Below are 23,736 nucleotides of genomic sequence, written 5' to 3'. Positions count from 1 at the left end.
ACCGACGTGTGTAGCGTGCGAAATATGAAGAATCATCTCGTTCGCACCCACCGGTCCGCCGAGCAGTTCCCGCGCGAAGAACACCTCGCGTGGCGCATCGCCGAGGTCGCCGCCGACTCGGTCGAGGTGGCGCCGGAAACGGCGGAGATGATCATCAACCGGATCATCGACAACGCCGCGGTCGCGGCGGCCTCGCTCACCCGGCGCCCGGTCGCCAATGCCCGCGCCCAAGCACGGGCGCACCCCTACCAGCCCGGCGCGGCCGTGTTCGGCGTCGGCGGCAGCTACTCCCCCGAGTGGGCCGCGTGGGCCAACGGCGTCGCGGTGCGTGAACTCGATTTCCACGACACGTTTTTGGCCGCCGAATACTCCCACCCCGGCGACAACATCCCGCCGATCCTGGCCGTCGCCCAGCACGCCGGGCGCACCGGGCGGGACCTGATCCGCGGCCTGGCCACCGGCTACGAGATCCAGATCGATCTGGTGCGCGCGATCTGCCTGCACGAGCACAAGATCGACCACGTCGCCCACCTCGGCCCGTCCGCCGCCGCGGGCATCGGTACCCTGCTCGGCCTCGACGCCGAGACCAGCTACCAGGCCGTCGGCCAGGCGCTGCACACCACCACCGCGACCAGGCAGTCCCGCAAGGGTGAGATCTCCAGCTGGAAGGCCTACGCACCGGCGTTCGCAGGCAAGATGGCCGTCGAGGCGGTCGACCGGGCGCTGCGCGGCGAGGGTGCGCCGTCGCCGATCTGGGAGGGCGAGGACGGGGTGATCGCTTGGCTGCTCGGCGGCCCGAACAAGGAATACTCGGTCCCGCTGCCCGGCCCCGGCGAACCCAAGCGGGCCATCCTGGACTCCTACACCAAGGAACATTCCGCGGAGTACCAGAGCCAGGCGCCGATCGACCTGGCCCGCCGGATGCGCGACCGGATCGGCGATCTCGACCAGATCGCCTCGATCGTGCTGCACACCAGTCACCACACCCACGTCGTCATCGGAACCGGCTCCGGCGACCCGCAGAAGTTCGATCCGACGGCCTCGCGCGAGACCCTGGACCACTCGGTGATGTACATCTTCGCGGTCGCGTTGCAGGACGGAACCTGGCACCACGAGCGGTCTTACGCGCCCGAACGCGCGCAGCGGCCGGACACCGTCGAGCTGTGGCGCAAGATCTCCACCGCCGAGGATCCCGAGTGGACCCGGCGCTATCACTCCACCGATCCGGCGGAAAAGGCGTTCGGCGCAAGGGCTGAGGTCACGCTGAAGAGCGGTGAGGTGATCGTCGACGAGCTCGCGATCGCCGATGCGCACCCGCTCGGGGCTCGTCCGTTCGCTCGTGAGCAGTACATCGCCAAGTTCCGCACGCTGGCCGAGGGTGTCATCGCACCGGCCGAGCAGGATCGCTTCCTCGATGTCGCGCAACGCACCGCCGAGCTGAGTGCCGCTGAGCTGTCCCAGCTTTCGTTCACTGTGTCCGACGAGGTCCTCGCGCGGGCACCGCAGCTGCCGAAGGGTCTGTTCTGATGCCGGGCCTGATTGCGGCCGATACTTCGGCCGCCGACAAGCGCATCGCCTTCCGCGCAGGTCTGGCTTCGGGTTCGATTCAGCGGCTTCCCGGTGCGTTCAATCCGTTGGTGGCCAAGCTGATTCAGGAGATCGGGTTCGAGGGGGTCTATGTTTCCGGTGCGGTGGTTTCGGCCGATCTCGCGCTGCCCGATATCGGGCTCACCACGCTCACCGAGGTTTCCGAGCGTGGGCAGCAGATCGCGCGGGTGACCGAGCTGCCGACGCTCATCGATGCCGACACCGGGTTCGGTGAGCCGATGAGTGCTGCGCGCACCGTGACCGTCCTAGAGGACGCCGGGATCGCAGGTTGCCACTTCGAAGACCAGGTCAATCCGAAGCGCTGCGGCCATCTCGACGGCAAGGCCGTGGTGCCAACCGCGGAGATGGTGCGCAGGCTGCGGGCGGCCGTATCCGCAAGGCGGGACGCGAATTTCGTGGTCTGCGCGCGGACCGACGCGGCCGGGATCGAGGGCATCGACGCCGCCATCGAACGCGCCAAAGCGTATGCCGATGCCGGAGCGGATCTGATCTTCACCGAAGCATTGGTCGACGAGAAGGATTTCGCGAAATTCCGCGCTGCCGTCTCGATTCCGTTGCTGGCGAACATGACCGAGTTCGGCAAGTCCGAGTTGCTGTCTGCCAAGACGTTGGAGGCAGTCGGGTACAACGCGGTCATCTACCCCGTTTCCACACTGCGCCTGGCGATGTGGGCGGCGGAGAACGGTCTGCGCGAGATCTTCGCCGAGGGTACGCAGGCCGGTCTGATTGATCGGATGCAGCCGCGCAGCAGACTGTACGAGTTACTGCAGTACGAGCGCTACAACGAATTCGATTCCGACGTATTCAATTTCAGCCTGGGAAGAGACCAGTGATGACTGAGACCACCATACCTACTATCTACAAGGGGCTCGCCGGTGTTGTCGTGGACACCACCGCCGTGTCCAAGGTGGTGCCGGAAACCAACTCGCTGACCTACCGCGGTTACGCCGTACAGGATCTGGCCGCGCACTGCAGTTTCGAGCAGGTCGCCTACCTGCTCTGGCACAGCGAGTTGCCCGATGACGCTCAGCTGGAACGGTTCTGCCAGCAGGAGCGCGCCGCCCGCCGCGCCGATCGGTCGCTGCTGTCGCTGGTGACGAAGATGCCCGACAACTGCCATCCGATGGATATCGTGCGCACGGCCATCAGCTACCTCGGCGCCGAGGATCCCGCCGAAGCAGACAACAGCCCAGCCGCCAACCGCGCCAAGGCTTTACGGATGATGGCGGTGCTGCCGACCATCGTCGCGGCCGACCATCGTCGCCGGCACGGCCAGGACCCGATCGCCCCGCACTCGCATCTCGGGTTCGCCGAGAACTTCCTGAACATGTGCTTCGGCAAGATCCCGTCCCGGGAACTGGTGCAGGCGTTCGAGGTATCCCTGATCCTCTACGCCGAGCACAGTTTCAACGCCTCGACCTTCGCCGCCCGCGTCGTCACCTCGACCATGTCCGACATCTACAGCGCGGTCACCGCCGCCATCGGCGCCCTCAAAGGCCCGCTGCACGGCGGCGCCAACGAGGCGGTCATGCACGACATGATCGAGATCGACGACCCCGCCCTGGCCGAGCAGTGGCTACGCAACAAGCTCGCCAAAAAGGAAAAGGTCATGGGCTTCGGCCACCGCGTCTACAACAACGGCGACTCCCGAGTCCCCACCATGAAGCAGTCCTTCCTCGACATCGCCACCGCCACCAACGGCCACAAATGGGTCCAAATCTACGAAACCCTCGAACGCACCATGAACAACGCCACCGGCATAAAACCCAACCTCGACTTCCCCACCGGCCCCGCCTACTACCTCCTAGGCTTCGACATAGAAGTCTTCACCCCCATCTTCGTCATGAGCCGAATCACCGGCTGGGCCGCCCACATAATCGAACAATCCGAATCCAACGCCCTCATCCGCCCCCTGAGCGAATACATCGGCGTCCCCCAACGTTCCGTCGTCGCCTGACCCGAGACTCCTGCCAGCGACAGCCGCGCCCCCTGCAGACCGTCCTACTGACTGCCTGTCATTGAAACCCCTGATCACGACGAATGCGCAGCGAGAACATCGCGGTGGATCCGATCAACGATCTGTTCAAGAGTCCAGGTGGCGTCGATTCGTACCTCGTCGAGGCCAGCCACTGGTTGCCAGCCGTGATACCACTGCGCCATCATCTGTTCCGGGATGGTCGCGGCCTGCGGCCTCCCAGCATGTCGGGACAACGTCTCGGCGAAGGTGAGATCGAAGCTGTAATGCAAAGATCGGGTCGCCGCGGCGGCCAGTCGTTGCAGCATCGGCCCATACCGGTGCGCGTCGAGGATGCCTTCGACAATCACGAGGCGTCCGCTGGCAAGGCATGTCCGGGCGATCTGTTCGATCAGCGTGATATTGAAGGCGCCGGGTTCGTCGGACTCGCGCAGCATCTGCCGACGCACGACGTCTTGTGGAACCACAACGCATCGGCTGTGGTCGAAACGCTGCTGAACGGCCTTGGCGACTGTCGACTTACCCGATGCGGAGTTGCCCCGGATGGTGACGAGGGTGTTCACCGTGGAATCCACGGTGCTTTTCTGGTTGATCTGCCGCTACTTCGGTGGTTGATGTGCCGTACAGTACGCGGTTGATCTGCCGCTGTATGCCAAGTAGTCGTTCGCATGGCTGACGTGCGCTGATCTGAGTGTCACGGTCGTGGGAGCAGATCATCGCTACCAAGGGCGAGTTGGGCTTCGGTTGGAGCCGAGTCGCACCTTCCGCCTCATCGATGAGCTCGCCGGTTGGCGCGACGAGTCGCCGGACCTCGAGTCGATACCGGCGACCGTGATATCGGGTGCCCGCACGGGCGACGGCATGGGTGCCGCGGCACGTGCCGAAGCCATTGCTTCACATGCGCACCGCGCGGCGCAATCGCCGCAGGGCCGTCATGTCATCGCCGAACATTCGAGCCATTACATTCCCGTCACCGAGCCGGACGTGGTCGTCCGTGAGATCGCGAAAATTATTCCTTCGACGGAGAACGCCGGATATGTTTTAGTGAATGGCATCGCGGCGTTACCGAAGTAGCCCTTCAGCGTGCAAAGTGTAAGTGCGGCTTAATGTTTGTGAAGGTGCGCTTATCCTTGTGGCCGGAACTGGTCGCGCGACTTAAACTCTCAGACCCGACGGTATTCGACGGAAAGTAGCCGATGGGTAAGCACCGCGCACCACGAAAGCCCGACGTTCCGATGCGGTTGGCCATGGTGTCGACAGCCGCACTGCTCACCGCGCTGGTCACTGCTGACCGGAACTCAGAGCGCAGCGAGCCGACCGCCAGCCGCGGCCTGACCACCGTGGGCGAGCCGAGCGGCCCGTTCTTCGCACCGCCACCGGCCAGTGGACCGGAAGCGCTGCCGGACGCGACGAGCGGCGAGCGGCCGTTCGGCGACACCGAGGTGACCCCTGTCCCTGAATCCAAGCCGAAGCCCGAGCCCGGCGGGAGACATCGTCGCGAAGAGCCGGAGGTGCCGGTCGATGATCCCGAAACCCCGCACCCGCGCGACGTTCTCAGCGGTGCTACGGCGGCGTGGATCTCGGGCACCACACAGGGTTACGAGTGGCTTGTTCATCTGGAGCAGTGCATCGTTTCGCACATGATGCCCAGTGCGGAGCAGCGCAGCGTGTAATCGACAGCGCGGGTTGCGGTAACTGGATGCGTTTTGGCACTATTGCCCCACTTATGCCGCTGGTTTCCGATCCCGTTTCCGACAGCCTCGACGGTTTGTCCGTTGGTGATGCGCTGGGCGCACAGTTCTTCGTGCCCGGCCGGTCCGTCCCTGATCTATTCGCCGGGCGACCGCCGGCCGCCCCATGGCCGTGGACCGACGACACCGAGATGGCCTGCTCGGTCTACGCGGAAATCCGCAGCCGCGGCCGCATCGACCGGGACGCTCTCGCGGCCGTCTTCGCCGATCGCTGCGAACCGTATCGCGGCTATGGCGGCGGCACAGTCGTTGTGCTGCACGAGATTCGCGACGGCCGCCCCTGGGCCGAAGCCGCGGGTGCTGCCTTCGGCGGCCGCGGATCGTGGGGAAACGGTGCCGCCATGCGAGTCGCCCCACTCGGCGCCCACTTCGCCGACGATCCGGACCGAGCGGCCGCGCAGGCCGCACTGTCCGCCGAGGTCACCCATCGACACCCGGAGGCGATTGTCGGCGCCATGGTGATCGCCGTAGCGGCCGCCCACGCCGCGGCGACACGTGAAAAGGGCTGCACGCCAGGCGAATTACTGCAAGCGGTCGAACCTTATCTGATCGACGGCCGAACCGCCGACGGCGTCCGTCGAGCCAGGAAGCTACTCGGTCGACCGATCGCGGAGGCGGCATACGAGCTCGGCAACGGCGCAGCAGTCAGCGCCCAAGACACGGTGCCGTTCACGCTGTGGGCAGCCGCAACCTTCCTCGATGACTACCCGTCCGCCATCACCGCATGCGTCGAAGCGGGTGGAGACGCGGACACGTCCGCCGCGATAGTCGGCGGCATCGTGGCGGCCCACACGGGAATCGGACGCCGCGCCGATATCCGCGGTATTCCGGAACAGTGGCTGGCCGCACGCGAGCCACTGCCGATATGGGCGACAGATTGAGACGGACCAGTTGCACTGCCGCGCGACAATATTCCGTGTCGATCGAATTACGACCACTCCGTTTTACAGCTGGTCGGGATCAACGACAGCACGCACTACGGCCCGTCCGCGCAGCCGCTTGGCATCTGCCACCACGAACGCCAAACTGCCCGGTCCGTAATAACGTGATAACCGTTGCAGCAGGTTAGCCACAAGCTAACGAAGGCGCCTTGAAGATTTCTACATGTCACGTCCACTACCGCACATGACCAGTCGAATCCACACATGGAGAGACCGCTCCGGCCGCAGTCGCCTGCGATTAGTCACGAGTCAAACAGCAGCCCAGTGTGATAACGGTCACATTGGAACAGGCAAACATCATCAGGCCAGAGAGGTGTCAACCCCCTCTATCGAGTTAAATTCTGGCTACTGAAACTTGTTTGCTGCACTTCGCGCATCTTGATACGATAATTTCATTCAACCAATGGTTGAAGATCAATGATGACCAGAATTTCCGTCAGCGTGATGATTTGTCAATGATTTCGGTTCAGAATACCTGGTTGAGCCGGTGGAAATCAAGCGCAGTTCACCGGAGGGAAAGCAGTGCAGGGGCTTACGCAAGAGGACGTCCGACATACGTTCGACGGGGGTCTCCCGTCGCAGAACAACATCGATTCCGCAATCATTATCGGCGCCGGACTCGCCGGACTCGCCGCCGCATATGAATTAACTAAACAGGGAACCAAGGTCACCGTTCTCGAGGCGAACGACCGCCCGGGCGGACGTACCTGGACCTACCGCCACCCGTTCGCCGACGGCCTGCACGCGGAAGCCGGCGCCATGACGGTCACCGAGCACTGCCATTACACGATGCACTATCTCGGCGAAATGGGCGTGCAGACCGAACCGAGCGACCTCGTCGACACCGACTTCAGCTACTACCGCAACGGTATTCGGATCCGGCCGGACCAGGTCCCCGACCACGCCGAAACCCTCGGTCTGCACCCGGACGAGCGGAACCTCACCGTCACCGACCTGTTCGCCAGATACGTCACGAAGTTCAACGAGAACATCGGACCGGAAGTCGCCGACCTCGACTGGACCCCGACGCCGAATCTGCTGGAACTCGACCAACTTTCGGTCCGCCGCATACTCGAGGACCAGGGCGCATCCCCCGCCGCGATCAGCCTGATCGAGCCGCTGTTCCTCGAAATGCGCGGCGGCGAACTGGAATCCGCGTCGGCGATGGCCTGGGCCCGCTACGAGTCGAGCCCGCGCTCCTTCTCCACCGCGGACGCGCAGTGGTACAAGGTCAAGGACGGCACCGACCGACTCGCGCAGGCCATGGCGGACAAGGTCAAAGACCGCATCCTCTACCGGAAGCCGGTCGTCCGCATCACTCAAACCGACGACGCGGCACAGGTCACCTTCCTCGACCGCGACCGATTGCAGACGTTGAATGCCGACCGCGTCATTGTCACCGCACCTTTCAGCAGCGTGCGCAGGCTCAACCTGTCGATGGCCGGACTGTCGGCCGAAAAGCACTCGGCCATCCGCAAACTCAGGTACGTATCGGTCCTGCGCATATACCTGCAGATGCGCAAGAAGTTCTGGCCGGAGGACCGCCTGATGCTGTCCACGGATACCCCGATCTGCACGGTCCGCGACGCCACCCCACGCCAGCCCGGCCCCCGCAAAATCCTCGAATGCTGGCTCACCGGCTGGCCCGCCCAGGCGGCGGCGAGCATGAGCGAGGACGAGCGGGTGACTTTCGCGCTGAACGAAGTGGAAACGATGCTGCCGGGCGCCCGCGCCAACTTCGAGGTGGGCGCCTCCGTGGCCTGGGACAACGAGCCCTTCGCGGGCGGCGCCTATGTCCTGCCGGAAGTGGGCCACAGCGAGCTGATGGACCACACCCGAACACCTGAGGGCCGAATACATTTCGCCGGTGAACACACCGCGTTCGAACCGAACGGCGGCTCGATGAATTACGCACTGGAGTCGTCTATTCGAGTTCTCCTCGAACTATCTTCCAGCTGATTTTCACGCCGACCGCCCCGGTGCGCACCGCAGGGTCGGTCGGCTCCATTGAAGGAGGGGCGCTTTGCTTCATCCGCGCTTGTTGATCGTGTCGGATTGTGCGGGGATCGAGGATACGGTCAACGACCTCAAACGGCACGGGTTCGAACCCGAGCCGTCCTCGACGGGAGCCAAAACCCTGGCGTCCTACCCCGACTTCGACGTCATACTCATCGACCTCGACTTCACCGATTTCGATGGACTCACCCTGTGCCGGGAAATCCGCCGAGCCAGCGACATCCCGATCATCGGCTTCTCCTCGTTCGAACTCGATCAGGTCCTCGCGCTGGAAGCGGGTTGCGACGACTGCGTCGTGAAGCCGTATCACAGCCGCGAGCTGATGGCGCGGCTCCGAGGCCTGCTGCGCCGCGTGCACATGATGTCCCAACCGGCCCTCATCGTCGGCCAGTTGGAGATCGACTCGGCGCTACGCGAGGTCAGAGTCGGCAACCGGCTGGTCGAGCTCACCCGCAAGGAGTTCGAACTGCTGCGCCTGCTTGCCACCGAACCGCAGAAGGTCTTCTCCCGGGCCGAGCTGCTGCAGCGGGTGTGGGGATATGACGACGTGGACGCCGAGGTGACGTCGCTGGCCAGCCGGACCATCGACACCCACCTGAGCAGCGTCCGCAAGAAGCTCGGCTCGCCGGACTGGATCGTCACCGTGCACGGCGTCGGGTTCCGTTTCAATGACGAAGCGACCCGCGGCAAGCCGGCGCAGGCGGTCGAACCGGCCCGCGCCGGCGGGGCCGCGGGCTGACCGACTACCCTGTCCGCGTCTTCGATGGAGTGAGCTGCGTTGTGCCACGGTACAACTCGGCGAACTCGCCGATGATCGCATCCTGCTCGGCTCGCACGTCGCGGCCTTGGCACAGCGAGTCCAGCACCGCGCTCGACTCCTGCTGCACCCGCTGCACCGCGTCGTACGGCATGTGGGTGAACGCCACCAATTGGTAAAGCGGCGTGTACAAGTCGGGACGCAGCTCGTGCAGCCGACGTTCCAGCGCCTTGCGTTCCAGGAACAGCGGACTGTTCACGTGATCGGAGAGTTCCTCGAGATTCCGCATCGACAACTCCGCGAGCGCATGTCCCGCCTTCACCCGCACGTCGCTGTATTCGTCGACCACCACCTCCGCCACGGTCTTCACGGTTCCGCCCTCGGACCGGACCGCGGCCTGGAACTTCTCCAGCAGACTCGCCAACGTGGCGGCATCCTCGAAACTGCAGTTGATGCCCTGCCCGTAGAACGGGACCACCGCATGCGCGGCATCACCGACCAGCACCGCACGCCGATGGTGATACGGCGCGGTATTGATGATCCGCAGGTAACCGGGACTCCGACTGGCCAGCTCGTTGCCGACCTCCGCCATCCGCCCGAAGACATCGGGGAACTCGCTCGCGCAGTATCGGCGGATCGCCGCCGCCGACGGCAGGCCCGAAAAGCGCCGCTGCGCAGCGTCTCCGGCGGTCGGCTTGAAGAGACTGGTGGTGAAGGTCTGATCCCGGTTCGGCTGGGCCTGCAGGAAGTGGTCGCCGCGCGGCCACAGGTGCATGCCCGTCGGGTCGGCGTCCCCGTAGTCCATGGTGATCTCGGCGTAGCCGTGCGCGATGGTGTCGCGCGTCATCCGCATGTCCGCCGGATGCGCGGCGACGATGGCGTCGCGCACCGCGCTGTTGGCGCCGTCGCAGCCGACGAGCAGATCTCCGCTGACCCAGGTCGATGAACCGTCCCGATCCTGCAGCAGCGCCGAGGCGCGCGCGGTATCCACATCGATGCACTGCTGCCCGTAGTGGATTCGCGCGCCCGCCCGCAGCGCTTGATCACGCAGCAGGTCCTGCAGGATGCCGCGCGGGATGGACAGCAGGTGATGGTTGTACATCGTCCCGTACGCCTGCGTGGAGATCGCGCCGTCCCGATGGTGGATGATCCGCTTGGCCAGCACCGAGCCCTGCAGATACAGGCGGCGCCGGACCGACAGCGGCAGGCAGTCGAGCCCGCGCGAGGTGAGCGTCAGGTTGAACGAGTGGCCCGACCCGGTTCCTGCCGACTCCGCTTGCCGCTCGAAGAGATCCACCTCCAAGCCCTGCCGCCGCAACAGCGTGGCCAACGCGCAGCCGACCGGCCCGGCGCCGATGATCACTACCGAGCGCATCGCTAATTCAGACATCTTCTTCTCCTCCATGGGCGGGCTGCGCGATGGCGCCGACGGCGCGGAAATACTCGAACATCCGGTGGATCCACCCCGGATCCGCCTGCGGATAGGGGCAGCCGACGTCGGCGAGGGCGCGCCGGGATTTCTCGTTGTCGAAGGAATGCGCGCCGAGGCGCATCACGCCCTCGCGCATGAGCGGCACCAGCGGACCGAGTCCGCGCCGTTCATCGTCGTTCTCGGCGGTCTCACGCTCCAACGCGGCCATCCACTCGGATCCGCTGGTCGGGTCCGTCGCGTAGCCTTCCGCGCGAATGGCCTCGATGATGGTCGGCCAGGCGAGTCCGTCCGGGTGGTACAGATGCCAATTCTCGTTGTCCCGCTTGTCTTCCGACAGCCGGATGATGGCGCGCGCCACGTAGTCCACCGGCAGCAGGTCGATGGCGGGCGTCTCGACGATGTCGTCCGGGTAGCAGCCGAGCAGCGCGAAACCCTTCATCTGCAACCAGAAGAAGTCGTCGTGCCTGCACGCGCCGGTGCGGCGGTGACCGGCGATGCGGCCGACGCGGTGCACGGTGACCGGCAGCCCGGCCGCCCGCGCCCGGAATGCGAGTTGCTCGGCGACCCACTTGCTCTGCGAATACCCGATGCCCAGCGACGCGGGGTCGCCCGGCACCGTGTCCTCGCCGACCTGACCGGACGTGGAGTCCGGCGGGAAGACGCCCAGCGTGGAGATCAGGCGCAACGGTGTGCGGTTGATCCCGCAGAAGTCCAGCAGGTTGCGCAGTCCGTCGACGTTCGTGCGCTTGACGGTGTGATACGGCACGACGAAGTTGATGTGCGCTGCCGCGTGATAGACGTCGGTCACCTCGCGCGCCAACGCGTCGTACTCGTTGCCGAGGCCGAACCGGGGTTGGTCGAGATTGCCGAGGCAGACGCCCACCTCGTCGAGCCCGGAGGGGTCGAGCGCGAACTTGCGGAACGTCCGGCGCAGGCGGTCCCGCCCGTCCGCGACGCTGTCGGCACGGACCAGGCAGTGCACCCGGTGCCCCGTGCGCAGCAGTTCGTCGAGCAGGTGACTGCCGAGGAATCCTGTTGCGCCGGTGAGGAATACCGTCCCGTTGGCCGGTTCCTCGCGCTCCCCCACGACCAGGTCGTGCAGGCGCGCGTCCGTGCTGAGATCCGGTGCCGCGGCGGCGTTGCGGTCGGCGAGGCTCTTCGTCATCCCGTGTGGTGTCGGCGTGCTCAGCAGCGTCGACAGCGCGACATCGGTGTGGAAGCGCTGCTTGACCAGCCGGTGCAGGCGCGCGGCGAGCAGCGAGTGGCCGCCGAGGACGAAGAAGTCGTCCTCCGGTGTTGCCGGGCGGCGGCCGAGCACCTCGTCCCACAGCTCGGCCATCATTCGCTCCGAATCCGTCCATGCGACATCGGAATTCGCGGCAGGGTGCGGCGTGGCCTCGATGGGCAGGTCCGCCAAGGCACGGCGGTCGGTCTTCCCGTTCGGTGTCACCGGGATGGTGTCGATGCGAGTGACCTGCCGCGGGATCATGTAGGCGGGCAGCACGGCACCGAGCCGGGTGCGCCAATCCGTCGGCGGCTCCGCGTCGCTCTGCACGAAGGCGTGCAGCGCGCGGTCGCCACCGTCGGACACCACGATCACGGCCGCCGCGTCCACACCCAGTTCCCGTTCCAGCGCGGCCTCGACCTCGCCGGGTTCGACGCGGTAACCGCGGATCTTGACCTGGTCGTCCTTGCGGCCCCGGTAGTGCAGCCGCCCGTCCGGTGCCAGCACGACGACATCACCGGTGCGATACATCAGCTGCCCGCCGACGAACGGATCGGGGACCATGGCTTCGCGCGTCTTGTCCGGCAGCCCGATATATCCGGGCGACACGACCGGCCCCGCAACGCACAGTTCCCCTTCGACGCCGAACGGCGCCAGCCGGGCCGCGCCCGTCGAATCGGTATCGAGCACATACGCGTCGACGCCCGCGACCACCCGGCCGATCGAGGGAATGGTCGGCCACGTGTCAGGGTCGGCGGGCAGCTCGTCCCAGCTGCAGAGGTGGGCCTCGGACGGTCCATAGGCGTTGATCAGCCGGGCGTCCGGATTCCGCCGGAACATCGCCCGCACGTCGCCGGTGATCACCAGCCGCTCGCCGGTGACGTACACCTCGCGCAGGTCCGGGAGTTCCACCGTGGACGAACGCAGCACGGCGGCGAGTTCACGGAGCGTGACGTACGGCAGATACGCCCGCTCGACCCGCTCTTCGGCGAGCAGCGCGGCCAACGCCTCGAAATCGGTACGGGCCTGGACGGGTGGGATCACCAAAGTGCCACCGTTGCACAGGGTTCCGAACACCTCGATGGCGAACACGTCGAAGGCGGGCGGCATGTACTGCAGCGTGCGCATCCGGCGGTCCGAGGTGAAGATCGCCTGGTTGTGCACGAGGTTGGCGAGGGTGATCTCCGGCAGTCGGACGCCCTTGGGTCGGCCGGTGGAGCCCGAGGTGTACACGATGTACGCCGTGTCCTTCGGCGTTTTCCGCTGATCCTCGAAGGAGGCTTCCGCACTGGCGATTTCGGGTGAATCGATGACCTCGAGTCCCGGCGGCAACGATGCATCAGTGATGTCGATCTCGGGCGCGCGCACCAGAATCGTTGCGCCACAGTCATTCAGGGTGAAGTTCAGTCGCTCCCACGGCTGATCGGCATCGAGCGTGACGTAGCTGCCGCCCGCGCGCAGGATGCCGATGACCGTCGCGATCAGGTCGAGCCCGGGCCGCATCAGCACGGCGACCGGCTGCCCGTCGCGGACTCTTCGGTCGATGAGGGCCGCCGCCACCGCGTCTGCGCGCCTTGCCAATTCGGCGTAGGTGGTTACTGTGCCGTCCGCCGCAATCGCAGGATCCGCACTTGCCGTCGCAGTGGTTGCCGCGAACAGATCGGCAGTCAACTCGGTGCCGAGCTCCGGTGCGTCCGTCCGGCGCGCGCACAGCTCGGCGATCGCCCACTGCTCCGCGTCGCTCGTCCAGTCCAGATCGTCGACCGGTGCGTCCGGGTCGGCGAGCACGCTGTCCAGCAGGATCCGCAGGCGCTGCGCCAGATACTCCGTGAAGTTCTCGCCGTCGGCCGCGGCGGTCGCGTGCTCGACGACCAGCGTGTAATGGTCCGAGGTCTCGTCCACCGTGATCGCCAGGTCGTACTTGGCGCCGCCGGTCTCGTGCTCCCATGTCTCGACGCCCCACTCGGGCAGGTCCAAACGGCGTGCGGCAGCGGGCATTACGGTGACCATCGCGTTGAACAGGGCGCCGTCCTGGCTGCCACCGGCCGCGCGCAGCTCGCCGAGCACGGCTTCCAGCGGCGCGTGCCGATACCGAAGCGCGTCCAGCACTTCCTGTTTCGCCGAACTCAGCACGTCGCGGATCGAATCACCGTCGAATCGGTGCTGCAGCACCACGGTATTAGTGAGATGCGCGAGCACCTCGGCGTCGCCGGCTCCCCGCACGGAAACCGGGATACCGAGCAGCACGTCGTGTTGACCGGTCTGCCGGTGCAGCAGCACGAAGCTGAGCGCGACGAAGAACATACTGGTGGTGACGCCTTCGGTGGCGCAGAACTCCCGCACCCGCGCCGACAGCCGCTCGTCGAGCACCACCTGCCGGGTGACGTGTCGCGCCGGTCCCTCGGCGGGCAGCCCGAGCGGGGCCGCCGCCGGTGCGTCGGCCAGCTTGTCCCGCCAGAACCGCAGTGTCTCGGCATCGGAGGACAGCTCGGTCCAGCGCTCGTAGGCCTCGATGGCCTGCCGCCGATCTTCCTGCGGCGGCTCGTCACCGCGCAGCACCGCGGTGTAGGCCGCTTCTACCTGACTGAGATACGGCTTCCACGACATGCCGTCGAAAACCGTGTGGTGGATGTTGAACACCAGCACGCTGTTGCCCGCATCGCCGAACCGGAGGTGGCGCACCCGCGCAAGCGGACCGGCGCGCAGATCGAAAGCGGCGCAAGCGATCTCGCTCACCTGCTCGGCCACCCAGGCATCGGTGTCGCCATCGGGCCGGTCGCGCACATCGACAGTCGGTGCCAGCTCGCGGTGCACCACCTGTTGCAGATCACCGTTGGCAGCCATCTCGAACGTGGTGCGCAGCGCGGCATGGTCGCGATGGACGACGTCCAATGCCTGCACGAGACAGTCGTGGTCGAGCCGGGTTCCCAGGCGCAACACCAGTGGCTGGTTGTACGCCGTGGGATCGGCCCCGTAGATGCTGTCGAACCACAGTCCAGGTTGAGCCGGTGACGCGGGCACGCGCTGCGCGCCGTTCGCGGTGTGTTGATCGGTAGCTGTCATGGTCAGCCTCGCGCACGTTTGGTGCGGATCAGGTCGGCGACACCGCGGACGGTGCCTGCGCCGACGATGTCGTCGGGTGCCAATGCGACGCCCAACACGTCCTCGAGCCGGGCGCCGAGGTCGATCAATTGCAGTGAGGTGACCCCGCTTTCGATGAGACCGGCGTCCAGGTCGAGTTCTTCGGTTTTGGTGATGTCCGCCAGCGACGAACGAACGACCGCGGCCAGCCGGTCCGGCGTCGCACTGGGTGCGGCGTCGTCGCCCGCGGCCTCTTCCGCCTCCTCGGCGCTGTGGGCGGCGAGCCGTGAGCCGAGTTCCTTGCGATCGATCTTCCCGTTGGTGTTGCGCGGGAAGGCGTCGACCACCAGCACCGTCGACGGAACCATGTAGTCCGGCAACTGATGTCGCAGATGGTCCATCAGTTCGGGCTCGGCGATCTCGTGACCGGTGGTCGGCACGCACCACAGCGCCAGCTGATCCGCGGCCCCACTGCTCGGGACGGCCTGCGCGACCGCCTGCTGCACGCCGGGGAACGCCTCGGCCGTCAGCTCGACATGCCTTGGCTCCACTCGGAATCCGCGTACCTTCACCATCTGGTCGGTGCGGCCGGCCAACACGATCTCGCCGTCGGTGGTCAGCTTGGCCAGATCGCCGGTTCGCAGCAGTCGCTGACCGTCGTGCCGGACGAACTTCCGCTCGGTCTGTTCCGCGTCGCCGAGATACCCGGCGGCCACGCCGTCGCCCGCGATGCACAATTCGCCGATCCGGTCGGGCGGGCATTCCACCAATTCCTCGTCACGCACGGTCATTTCGACGGTGGGCATGGGTCGGCCGACGGGGATCTCGGCATTGGACAGATCCGCCGAGGTGATCTTGTGCACCGCGGTCAACGCGGAGTTCTCGGTGCATCCGAAGGCGTTGAACACGTCGCCGTCGACCACCGCCAGCGCGCGCTCGAGGTGCGACGCGGAGGGGAAGTCGCCGCTGACGATCACCGTCCGAACGTGCGTCAGGTTCTCCGAGTGATGCTCGACGAGCAGATTGAACAGACCGACGGACAGGTTGAGCACCGTAATCCGCTCGCTGGCAATGAGTCTCGCGAGCTCGCCCAGCGGTGGCATCTCCTGCGGCGCGACCGTGAGGCGGCCACCACGCAGCAGACAGGTCCAGATGTCGGTGGTCGACGCGGCGAACGCGGGCTGGGCAAGTTGCAGGAACCGGTCGTCCGGCCCGGGCGTGAAACCGGTGAGATGCTGGGAAACCCGGGAGATCCCGCGATGCGCGATCACCACCCCCTTGGGCACGCCGGTCGAGCCGGATGTGAACAGGACGAACGCCGGCGCGGCCGCAGTGACCGCCGACGGCCCCGATTCGGTGGACAACGACGCCGCGGCCGACAACAGATCACCGACCGGCAAGCACGTCTCCGCTGGAATTCCGTCCACCGCAACGGCATCCGTCACCGTCAGGTCAGGCTCGGCGACCTGGAACATGCGCGACTTGTGCTCCGCGGGGTGCACCGGATTGAACGGAACCACCACCAGACCGGCTTTGAGAATGCCGAGGAACACCTGATAGGTGGCAAGGCTGCGCTCGAGATGCACCCCGACCCGCGCCCCGGTCGTCAGCCCGCGTTCACGCAACGCCCGGGCGATCTGGCTGCTGAGGTTGTCCAGTTCCGCATAGGTCAGCGTGCTGCTGCCGTCGGAGATCGCCTCGCGGTCGGCATGTTCGCGCGCCGTCCGGACGAAGGCGTCGACGATTGTTTCGGTGGTCGCACCCTCGGTGGGGCCCGTCGTGACGGACTCGACCGGGGCGGTCAGTGTCTGTTTCATCGCGCTGATGTCACCGTTCCTTCCGGTGTGGATGGGCCTGGGCGGCGCGGCGCCAGGCCGAGGTGCCGCAGGCTGGTCCGGCCGAACGGGGTCGACGGGTCCGCCAGGTCCAGCGGCAGGTCGAAGTGGTCCCGCTCGGGCACGATCTGTGCCGTCATCGGGACCGACTGTGCGGCAAGATATTCCGCGTAGACCTCGTGTTGACGCAGATATGTTCGGGTCTCGTAGCGCCCGGCGGCGAGCAGGATCGAGTCGCACCGCGGCGGCGGCATCCGCAGCGGGCTGCACGCGGCAGCGAGCTCGGGCGTCAGCCGGACGGCCTCGTTGACGTAGGTCTGCGGGATCTCGGTGAGGTCGTACAGTCCGCTCATCAAACACGCGCTGCGTACCTGAGGCGCGCCGTCCCCGGTGAGCGCCGCGGCGAGCAGATGCGCGCCCGCGCTGCTGCCTGCCACGTGCAACTGCTCGGGATCGATGCCCAGCATCGGACCGGTGGTGACGAGCCACTCGAGCGCCCTGGCCACCGAGGCGATCATGCCGGGCACCGTGCGGTCCGGGGCGAGACCGTAACCGACTGCGACATAAGCACATCCGTGCGCTACCGCGTGCTCGGCGGCAAAGCAGGCGTCGTCGATGCCGGACTCCTGCCAGTGACCGCCGTGCACGAAGACCAGCGCGGGCGTCTCCGGGCCCCGAGTGCCTTGCGGCACAGCAGGAAACACATGACACCGTTCGCCGTGTCCTTCGCCGTACGGCACCGCGATGTGCACGTCGAGCTCGGACCGGGCGGCGTCGCTGCGTGTCCGGTACCGCCGTAGCGATCGGGCGGTGTCGCGCGCGACCGAACTCGGCGAGTACTCGCGGTCGAGTAGCTTACTCATCGGCCTTGCGCCCTTCGATGACGCCGTGCGGCGTCCAGCCTTCATTGCGGATCCGCTTGATATCGACGAACCCCGACGCGACGAGCCATTCTTCGTGCTCACGCCATGGGTAAATCGTGGATTCCTCTGCAGGCAATGTCGCGAAGTACACATTATCCAGAGCGGTATAGAGCGGTCCCCGCCCGTCGTCGTCGGCGAATGCGTTGAACACGATCACCCGGCCGCCGGGCGGCAGCGCCGCGTGCGCCCGCTCGAGCAGCGCCCGGTTCTGCTCCGGTGACCAGATCACGAACTGGTGGGCGAACAGCGCCATGTCGTATCCGCCGGGCAGCGGATCGCCGAACATGTCGCCGGCGACCACGTCGATCCGATCGCCGAGTCCGGCGGCCGCGATATTGTCACCGGCCACCTCGACGGCACCCGCGAGGTCGAACACCGTGATCTTCAAGTGCGGATGGGCCTGTGCGAGCGCGATCGCGTTGACCGCGTCGCCGCCACCGACATCGAGCAGCCTGGTCACGCCGCTGTAGTCCACCTGGTGCAGCAACACCGGATTGGACAGCTCCGACCAGGAGTGCATGCCGCGGAAGAACAGCGCCTCCAGCTCCGGCGTCTGCTCGAGCCGGGTGTAGAGGTCGTTTCCCTTGCCGGGCAGGTGCTTCAGGCCGAGGTTCTTCCCGGTCCGCAGCGACTCGGCGTACTCCTTCGCGGGCAGGTAGGACAGCCGCTGTTGAAAGTCGATGATGTTGCGGATGAGCGGCCAGGTGCCGTCGGCCATCGCGTCGTGCAGCATCGCGCTCAGCGTGTACTGCTCGCCCTCGCGGTCGGTGAGGCCGAGCGAGGTGGTGCCGAGCAGGAGCTGACGCGCGGACTTGGCGGGCAGCCCCAAACCCGCGGCGGCCTGGTCGCTGGTGGACGGGCCGTTCAGGTCGAGGTATTCGAACAGTTGCAACTCCGAGGCCGCGCGTAGCTGCTGAAAGGCAGCAAACCCGAACAACACCGGGACAAGCGAGGTGAGGTCGACCGGTTTCGTCAGCTCGGTCTTCAGTTCCGTCATCGTGATCGTTTTCCTCCAGCAGTCGTTCTCGATTGGTGGTGCGCGTCTACATCCGGGTGCGGAAGGTCCACAGTTCCGGGAAGAAGCGGTGTTCGTTGATGGCGCGGAGCCACGGTGCTCCGTCGGTGCCCGCCGTGCCGCTCTTGCCGCCGAGCATCCGTTCGACGACCAGCAGGTGGGTGGCCCGCCAGTGCGAGAACTGGTAGGCGACCTCCAGGAGGCTCTCCGCCAGCCGGTGCGCGTCGTGATGGCGCTCCGGGTGCTGGTAGATCCGCAGCCACACGTCTTCGATCAGCGGGTTCGACTCATGTTGTTGCGCAGGCGGTTTCGTCACGCACTCGGCCGGGATCGAAAAGCCCTGCCTGGCAAGGTGTTGCAGTACCGCGTCGTACAGTGACGGCTTCTCCAGCTCGGCCCGCAGCAACGGGTGTCCGTCGCGCACCGCGGCCTCCACCTGTCGCTCCGGCCGGTTGCCCATCACGAATTCCAAAGCGCGGTAGGCGAAGGACTGGGTGCCGGACGCATCGTTGAGCACATGCCGGAACGCGATGAACTCGTCGACCGACATGCCGTTCATCGACTCCCAGCAGGCCACGAGCACCCGCTGGGTTCGGGTCGCCCGCGCCAAGGCCAGGCAGGTGTCGGCTACGTCGTCGCGCTCCAGCGCACGGCGGGCGGTGTCGAGATCGTCGATCACCGCACGGAACAGCAGCTCCTTGACGTGACTGATCAGGATGAAGTTCAGCTCGCCGCGGGCATCGCTGCGCGGGACCTGCAGCTCGTGCAATTGGTCCATATGCGCGTAGGTGACATACTCGGGCGCAAGATACTCAGGGGCGCTGGTCATTTCACTACTCCCACGGCATTGCTCAGCACGTCGACCGCCTGCGCCACCTGCTCGTGTGTCACGTACAGCGGCGCGAAGGCGAAGCGGATCAGATCGGGTGGCCGCGCGTCGACGAGCACGCCGTTGTCGGCGAGTGTGCTTTCGACCTTGTCCGCCTGGGGAACTCGCAGTGCGAGGTGGCCGCCGCGACGGTCCGCGTCCTCGGGTGACGCGAGCTGGTGCAGCAGTTCCGGGCGGCGATCGGCAAGGCACTCCAGGAAGAATCCGCTGAGATCCTTTGAGCGCCGGTGCAACTCGTGGATGCCCACCTCGATCAACGGGGCGAGAGCATGATTCAGACCGACGAGGCTCAGCAGCGGCGGTGTGCCGGTACGTGCGCTATTGATGTCGTCGGCGGGAATGAACGTCTGCACCATCGCGAATGGCTTGGCGTGCCCGTGCCAACCCGACAGGGGGAAGTCCACTGTCGACTGGAGTCGGGTGGGGACGTAGGTGAAAGCCGGTGCGCCAGGGCCACCGCCGAGGTACTTGTAGCCGCAGCCCACGGCGAGGTCGACCGCATTGGCGTCGAGGTCGACCGGGAGCACACCGGTGGCATGGCTGAGATCCCACGCCGACAAGGCCCCCACGGCATGGCACAGCGCGGTGATCGGCCGGATCTCGCGCCGCTCCCCCGTCCGGAAATCGACGGGTGCGGCGAGAGCCACTGCCACCTGAGTGCCGTTGTCCCGCAAGTATTCATCGAAGCCGGTGCGCGACTCGACGACGAGCTCACGGTCCAGCAGCTTCGCCACCGAATCCGCGACGTACAGGTCGGTCGGGAACGACTCACCCTCGATCAACAGCACCGGGCGGTCCGGACGCATACGGCAGGCGGCAATCAACACGTTGAACAACGTCGTCGACGTCGTCTCACCGGCAACCATCACCTGTCCGGGCCCCGCGCCGAGCAATGTGCCCAGCTTGTCGCCCACCGTGCGAGGCAGCTCCAGCCACCCGTCCTGGAACCAGGCCTGCACCTGTCGAGGCGCCCATTGGCCGGTCACGACCCGATCGAGCTCGGCCGAAAGAGTGCCCAGCGGCGGGCCGAGGGAATTGCCGTTGAGGTGGATGGAGCCGTCGGTGGCGAAGTCCCGCGCATACCCGGCGAGCGGATCGACGACGTCACGACGCCGCGCCTCGTCGAGCATCTTGCTCGGCATGGTTACTCCGGATTCCGGTCGTACTGTCATGCCTGACTCGCTTTCTGCTCGTCATCGATCGCGGGAACCCAGACCTGCCCGGTGATCTGCACGCTGGCGGTGCCGTCGTGGACGGAACCGGTGCAGCCGAAGACGGATTCGTTGCCGTCTCCTGTCACCTGGCGGACCGTCACGGGCGTCTTGCCGTCGGCGGTCAAGCCGAGCCCGGTGAGACCGAGCGCAGCCGCCGCAGGCAGGCAACCGGCGTCTTCCGGAATGCCGAACCCCGGCGCGAATACTCGGGCGAGCACTTCCCGTCGATCCGGGTCCCAGCGATAAGCGGTGAGATCCGTGAGCCCTACTTCCCGCATGCGGTCGAGATCCGGGACAGGCAGGGATCGCGGGTCCTCGGTGACCCGCACGAAGTTGAAAGCGCGGCCGATGCCGCCCGCGTGGGAGGTACCCAGGTTCCAACCGAACAACCCCGGATCGTATGGAATCTGTTCGTGCACAACGGGTCCGTCGAAGGGCACCCGCACCTCGGTGCCGTCGGTCCACAGCCATTGGCAGCCGACCTCGGCGGTCCGGCCGAGCTCACCGGGGTCGAGCTGACCGGTGCCGACCAGACAGGCGGCCACGCCGGCCAGCGAGTGCGTGCCGAACGGGGTCTCGCCGTCGGTGTTGAAGATGCGCGAGGCGAAAGTTCGCTGCGCTCTGGAGCATTCGCTGACCAGTGCGCTCTCGTCCGAATTGCCTTGGCGCGCATACTCGGTGGCTTCGGCCACCGCGTCGTCGTCGCACCGGCCCGCCGAGATCAGCACATCCAGGGTGCTGCCGCGGCCGGGTGCCGCGCCGAACATGTCCACTCGCAGTACTCGCATCACTCGCCTCCGAGGTGCTTCTCGGCGAAATCGACAACAACCTGTTCGTCGCCCTGATACGGCTGGCCCAGGCGCGGCCAGTGCACGACGAGATCGGTGATGCCGATCTCCTCGAGCTCGTCGGCGGCGTCCTCGTAGGCGGCCAGCGAACTGGTGATCCCGCCGACAGCCGCATCGGCGACGAACAGCTTGCCGAGGGTGACTGGGTCCCGGCCCACCCGCTCGCACGCAGCGTCGATGCCACGCACCTGGTCCCGCAACACGGGCACGACCTCGCGCAGCGGCCGCATGCGGAAGTCGTTGGGCGGGCCGGAGGTAACCCAGTACCGCGCGTAGCCGGCGGCCAGTGCCATCCCGCGCCGGCCGGTCGCGGCCACGGCGAAGGGTAGGCGCATCGCGTCGTCGGCGCGCGGGTGGAAATCCACGCCCGCCGCGGTGTACCAGCGTGACACCTTTGTCACGGAGCCGCGGACGAGCACGGTGTCGAGGAGTTCGACGAACGCCTCGAATCGATCGGCTCGCTCACGCGCGCCGAGGTCCGGTCCACCGAGCACGCTTGCGTCGAATCCCGGTGCGCCGGAGCCGAGTCCGCAGATCAGCCGGCCGCTCGCGATGTCGTCGACGGTGACGAGTTCCTTGGCGAGCGTGACCGGATGGCGGAAGTTCGGGGTGGCCACGAGCAGGCCGAGGCCGATGGAGCTGGTGACGGTGGCGGCGGCCGTGAGGGTCGGTATCGAGCCGTACCAGTTGCGGTCGGCGAGCCAGCGCCACATCAGGTGGTCGTAGGTCCAGGCGTGCTGGTAGCCGAGCTGCTCGGCGGCCCGCCACCGGTCGGCGGCCACCTTCCACTCGTGCTCGGGCAACAGTACGATGCCGTGTTTCATCGGCGCGCCTCCTCGAGTCGCAGATCCGATACCAGCCGAGCCGCCCGGTCGAGCACGTGCAGGATGTCGCCGACCAGCGGCCGCAACACCCCGTCGGACTGTTGGGTGACGACCGGGTGATGCCGGCCGTCGACGTTGGGATACAGCCCGTTGTGCTTCAGGTCCGCGGCCAGGTCGGCGATGCGGGCATCGAGCTGTGCCACGAATTCGGCGTGGCTCACCGGGCGCCGGACGGTCAGGAAGAAGTTGTCGTACAGGTCTTCCTTCTCCCGGGAAACACTCACCCCCGGCGCGCCCGCCGACTTCTGTAGCAGCGAATGACCGTCCGGCACAAGATGATCGGCGATGTGACTGTGCGTCACCTCGTTGCGGGCGACCGCTTCGTCCAGCGCCGCGCACGAGGCGTCTTCCTGCCAGGGCATCTTGCCGCGGAAGAGCCGGCGAACGGGTCGATAGTCCGGCGCCCAGGTGCCGCTGAATGCGGGGTGCTGCAACGCCATTCGCGCCCGGATGTCGGCGTGATAGTGGTCCCTCGGGACAGTGGACGAGTAGAGCAGCGCCGCGCTGTATCCGTCGACGCAGGCGGACAGCAGGTCGAGTTCGCGCTCGCCGGGCCGGTCGGCGTCTTCGTCGGCGTGCTGCCACACGACGTCGCACATGGCCCGCCACAGCAGGAACGAGATCTGATGGCCAGCGATCCAGCGGTACCAGAACACCCGCTCCTCCTCGACCAGCTCGGTGCCGAAGACGTGGTACTCCAGCATCTCTCGGGCGAGGGCATCGGTGGTGGCGTCCTGATCCGACGATTCTTCGAAGTCGTCGCCGATCGGCGGCATGAACAGCACATGCGGCTGCAATGCGGGCGGACGACGCCCCTTCGAATCACGTCCGTTACGGCTGCTCACGACCCTGCTCCAGGAAAGTAGATGAACTCCATCTCGAGACCGTTGGGGTCGACGACATACAGGCTTTGCATGCCGTCCGCATCGGTCACGATGTCGGAGGGCCCCTCGTCGCTGGCCCAGGTGAGGTCGGTCGACTCGCGCGCCTGGAGCCACTGCTCCCGAAGCGCGACAAGGTCTTCCGGTCGGTTCACGGTGATACCGAGGTGTTGGTATTGGTAGCCGAGCGGGTCCGGGCCGTCTTGAGTGTGCTCGGTCCGGTCGAAGACGTGGAATCGCACGTCCCCCGTTTTCAGCTCGACCAGCTTCTCGATTCCCGGCAGTCGCTCGAGAGTGAGTGGCGAGAAGCTGTCGAGCTTCCATTCCACCGTGGCGCCGAGGAATTCCTGGTACCACCGGATCGTGGCGTCCACGTCGTCGGTCTGAATGGCGAGGTGGTGAAATCTCGGCGCGATGTCAAGCCCGTGCATCGGATGCCTTTCCGTCGCGAATGTGCTCAT

General features: G+C 66.3%; 20 protein-coding genes. 8 read left to right on the top strand and 12 right to left on the bottom strand.

Annotated features, from left to right (window positions below; genetic code table 11):
• Positions 1 to 24: 24 nt before the first annotated feature.
• Genes prpD through ABZ942_RS18045 form a run of 3 tightly spaced genes read left to right on the top strand, consistent with a single transcriptional unit; the run spans position 25 to position 3,565 of the window.
• The gene (prpD, locus tag ABZ942_RS18055) at positions 25 to 1,527 is read left to right on the top strand and encodes a 2-methylcitrate dehydratase PrpD (protein WP_357383288.1); all 1,503 of its coding nucleotides are present in this window, start codon (positions 25 to 27) and stop codon (positions 1,525 to 1,527) included.
• Positions 1,527 to 2,441 carry a methylisocitrate lyase gene (prpB, locus tag ABZ942_RS18050; RefSeq protein WP_357383286.1) on the top strand — a complete coding sequence of 305 codons (915 nt, stop codon included), beginning with the start codon at positions 1,527 to 1,529 and terminating at the stop codon, positions 2,439 to 2,441. The genes prpD and prpB overlap by 1 nt, the downstream gene beginning before the upstream one ends.
• A complete protein-coding gene (locus ABZ942_RS18045) occupies positions 2,441 to 3,565 on the top strand; it encodes a bifunctional 2-methylcitrate synthase/citrate synthase (protein WP_357383284.1) in 1,125 nt (374 codons plus the stop codon). The genes prpB and ABZ942_RS18045 overlap by 1 nt, the downstream gene beginning before the upstream one ends.
• 74 nt (positions 3,566 to 3,639) lie before the next feature.
• On the opposite strand, the gene ABZ942_RS18040 is transcribed toward ABZ942_RS18045, so the two are convergent.
• Positions 3,640 to 4,158 (bottom strand): AAA family ATPase, encoded by a 519-nt coding sequence (locus ABZ942_RS18040; RefSeq protein WP_357383282.1) that lies wholly within the window; start codon positions 4,156 to 4,158, stop codon positions 3,640 to 3,642.
• A gap of 286 nt (positions 4,159 to 4,444) precedes the next feature.
• On the opposite strand from ABZ942_RS18040, the gene ABZ942_RS18035 reads away from it, so the two are divergent.
• The 5 genes from ABZ942_RS18035 to ABZ942_RS18015 all read left to right on the top strand — a co-directional run bounded on the left by ABZ942_RS18035 (position 4,445) and on the right by ABZ942_RS18015 (position 9,030).
• Entirely contained in the window at positions 4,445 to 4,657 is a 213-nt protein-coding gene (locus ABZ942_RS18035; RefSeq protein ID WP_357383281.1) for a hypothetical protein, read from the top strand.
• Positions 4,658 to 4,779: 122 nt separating this feature from the next.
• Positions 4,780 to 5,256, top strand: coding sequence for a hypothetical protein (locus ABZ942_RS18030; protein WP_357383279.1), 477 nt, complete (start codon positions 4,780 to 4,782; stop codon positions 5,254 to 5,256).
• 95 nt (positions 5,257 to 5,351) lie between these two features.
• The gene (locus ABZ942_RS18025; protein ID WP_357383277.1) at positions 5,352 to 6,215 is read left to right on the top strand and encodes an ADP-ribosylglycohydrolase family protein; all 864 of its coding nucleotides are present in this window, start codon (positions 5,352 to 5,354) and stop codon (positions 6,213 to 6,215) included.
• A gap of 582 nt (positions 6,216 to 6,797) precedes the next feature.
• Complete coding sequence (locus tag ABZ942_RS18020) at positions 6,798 to 8,234, top strand: NAD(P)/FAD-dependent oxidoreductase (RefSeq protein WP_357383275.1); 1,437 nt, start codon at positions 6,798 to 6,800, stop codon at positions 8,232 to 8,234.
• A gap of 64 nt (positions 8,235 to 8,298) precedes the next feature.
• Entirely contained in the window at positions 8,299 to 9,030 is a 732-nt protein-coding gene (locus tag ABZ942_RS18015; protein WP_357383274.1) for a response regulator transcription factor, read from the top strand.
• 4 nt (positions 9,031 to 9,034) lie between these two features.
• Here ABZ942_RS18015 and ABZ942_RS18010 read toward each other — a convergent pair whose 3' ends face one another.
• From ABZ942_RS18010 to ABZ942_RS17960, 11 genes are read right to left on the bottom strand one after another with little or no spacing between them, the layout of a single operon-like run.
• A complete protein-coding gene (locus tag ABZ942_RS18010; protein ID WP_357383272.1) occupies positions 9,035 to 10,438 on the bottom strand; it encodes an NAD(P)/FAD-dependent oxidoreductase in 1,404 nt (467 codons plus the stop codon).
• Positions 10,431 to 14,768: an amino acid adenylation domain-containing protein gene (locus ABZ942_RS18005; protein WP_357383270.1), complete on the bottom strand. Its 4,338-nt coding sequence runs from the start codon at positions 14,766 to 14,768 to the stop codon at positions 10,431 to 10,433. The genes ABZ942_RS18010 and ABZ942_RS18005 overlap by 8 nt, the downstream gene beginning before the upstream one ends.
• Before the next feature lie 2 nt (positions 14,769 to 14,770).
• Complete coding sequence (locus ABZ942_RS18000; RefSeq protein ID WP_357383268.1) at positions 14,771 to 16,603, bottom strand: non-ribosomal peptide synthetase; 1,833 nt, start codon at positions 16,601 to 16,603, stop codon at positions 14,771 to 14,773.
• Positions 16,600 to 17,484, bottom strand: coding sequence for an alpha/beta hydrolase (locus ABZ942_RS17995; protein WP_357383266.1), 885 nt, complete (start codon positions 17,482 to 17,484; stop codon positions 16,600 to 16,602). Before ABZ942_RS17995 ends, ABZ942_RS18000 begins: the two co-directional genes overlap by 4 nt.
• Positions 17,477 to 18,541 (bottom strand): methyltransferase, encoded by a 1,065-nt coding sequence (locus tag ABZ942_RS17990; RefSeq protein ID WP_357383264.1) that lies wholly within the window; start codon positions 18,539 to 18,541, stop codon positions 17,477 to 17,479. Before ABZ942_RS17990 ends, ABZ942_RS17995 begins: the two co-directional genes overlap by 8 nt.
• A 46-nt stretch (positions 18,542 to 18,587) precedes the next feature.
• The gene (locus ABZ942_RS17985) at positions 18,588 to 19,388 is read right to left on the bottom strand and encodes a tryptophan 2,3-dioxygenase family protein (protein WP_357383263.1); all 801 of its coding nucleotides are present in this window, start codon (positions 19,386 to 19,388) and stop codon (positions 18,588 to 18,590) included.
• Positions 19,385 to 20,620, bottom strand: coding sequence for an aminotransferase class V-fold PLP-dependent enzyme (locus tag ABZ942_RS17980; RefSeq protein WP_357383261.1), 1,236 nt, complete (start codon positions 20,618 to 20,620; stop codon positions 19,385 to 19,387). The genes ABZ942_RS17985 and ABZ942_RS17980 overlap by 4 nt, the downstream gene beginning before the upstream one ends.
• Positions 20,617 to 21,450 carry a phenazine biosynthesis protein PhzF gene (locus tag ABZ942_RS17975; protein ID WP_357383259.1) on the bottom strand — a complete coding sequence of 278 codons (834 nt, stop codon included), beginning with the start codon at positions 21,448 to 21,450 and terminating at the stop codon, positions 20,617 to 20,619. The genes ABZ942_RS17980 and ABZ942_RS17975 overlap by 4 nt, the downstream gene beginning before the upstream one ends.
• Positions 21,450 to 22,334: an LLM class flavin-dependent oxidoreductase gene (locus ABZ942_RS17970; RefSeq protein WP_357383257.1), complete on the bottom strand. Its 885-nt coding sequence runs from the start codon at positions 22,332 to 22,334 to the stop codon at positions 21,450 to 21,452. Before ABZ942_RS17970 ends, ABZ942_RS17975 begins: the two co-directional genes overlap by 1 nt.
• Complete coding sequence (locus tag ABZ942_RS17965) at positions 22,331 to 23,239, bottom strand: L-tyrosine 3-hydroxylase (RefSeq protein WP_357383255.1); 909 nt, start codon at positions 23,237 to 23,239, stop codon at positions 22,331 to 22,333. Before ABZ942_RS17965 ends, ABZ942_RS17970 begins: the two co-directional genes overlap by 4 nt.
• Positions 23,236 to 23,736 (bottom strand): VOC family protein, encoded by a 501-nt coding sequence (locus tag ABZ942_RS17960; protein ID WP_357383253.1) that lies wholly within the window; start codon positions 23,734 to 23,736, stop codon positions 23,236 to 23,238. The genes ABZ942_RS17965 and ABZ942_RS17960 overlap by 4 nt, the downstream gene beginning before the upstream one ends.

The organism is Nocardia sp. NPDC046473, assembly GCF_040645995.1.
GTDB lineage: Bacteria > Actinomycetota > Actinomycetes > Mycobacteriales > Mycobacteriaceae > Nocardia.
This window is presented reverse-complemented; position numbering and strand designations above follow the sequence as displayed.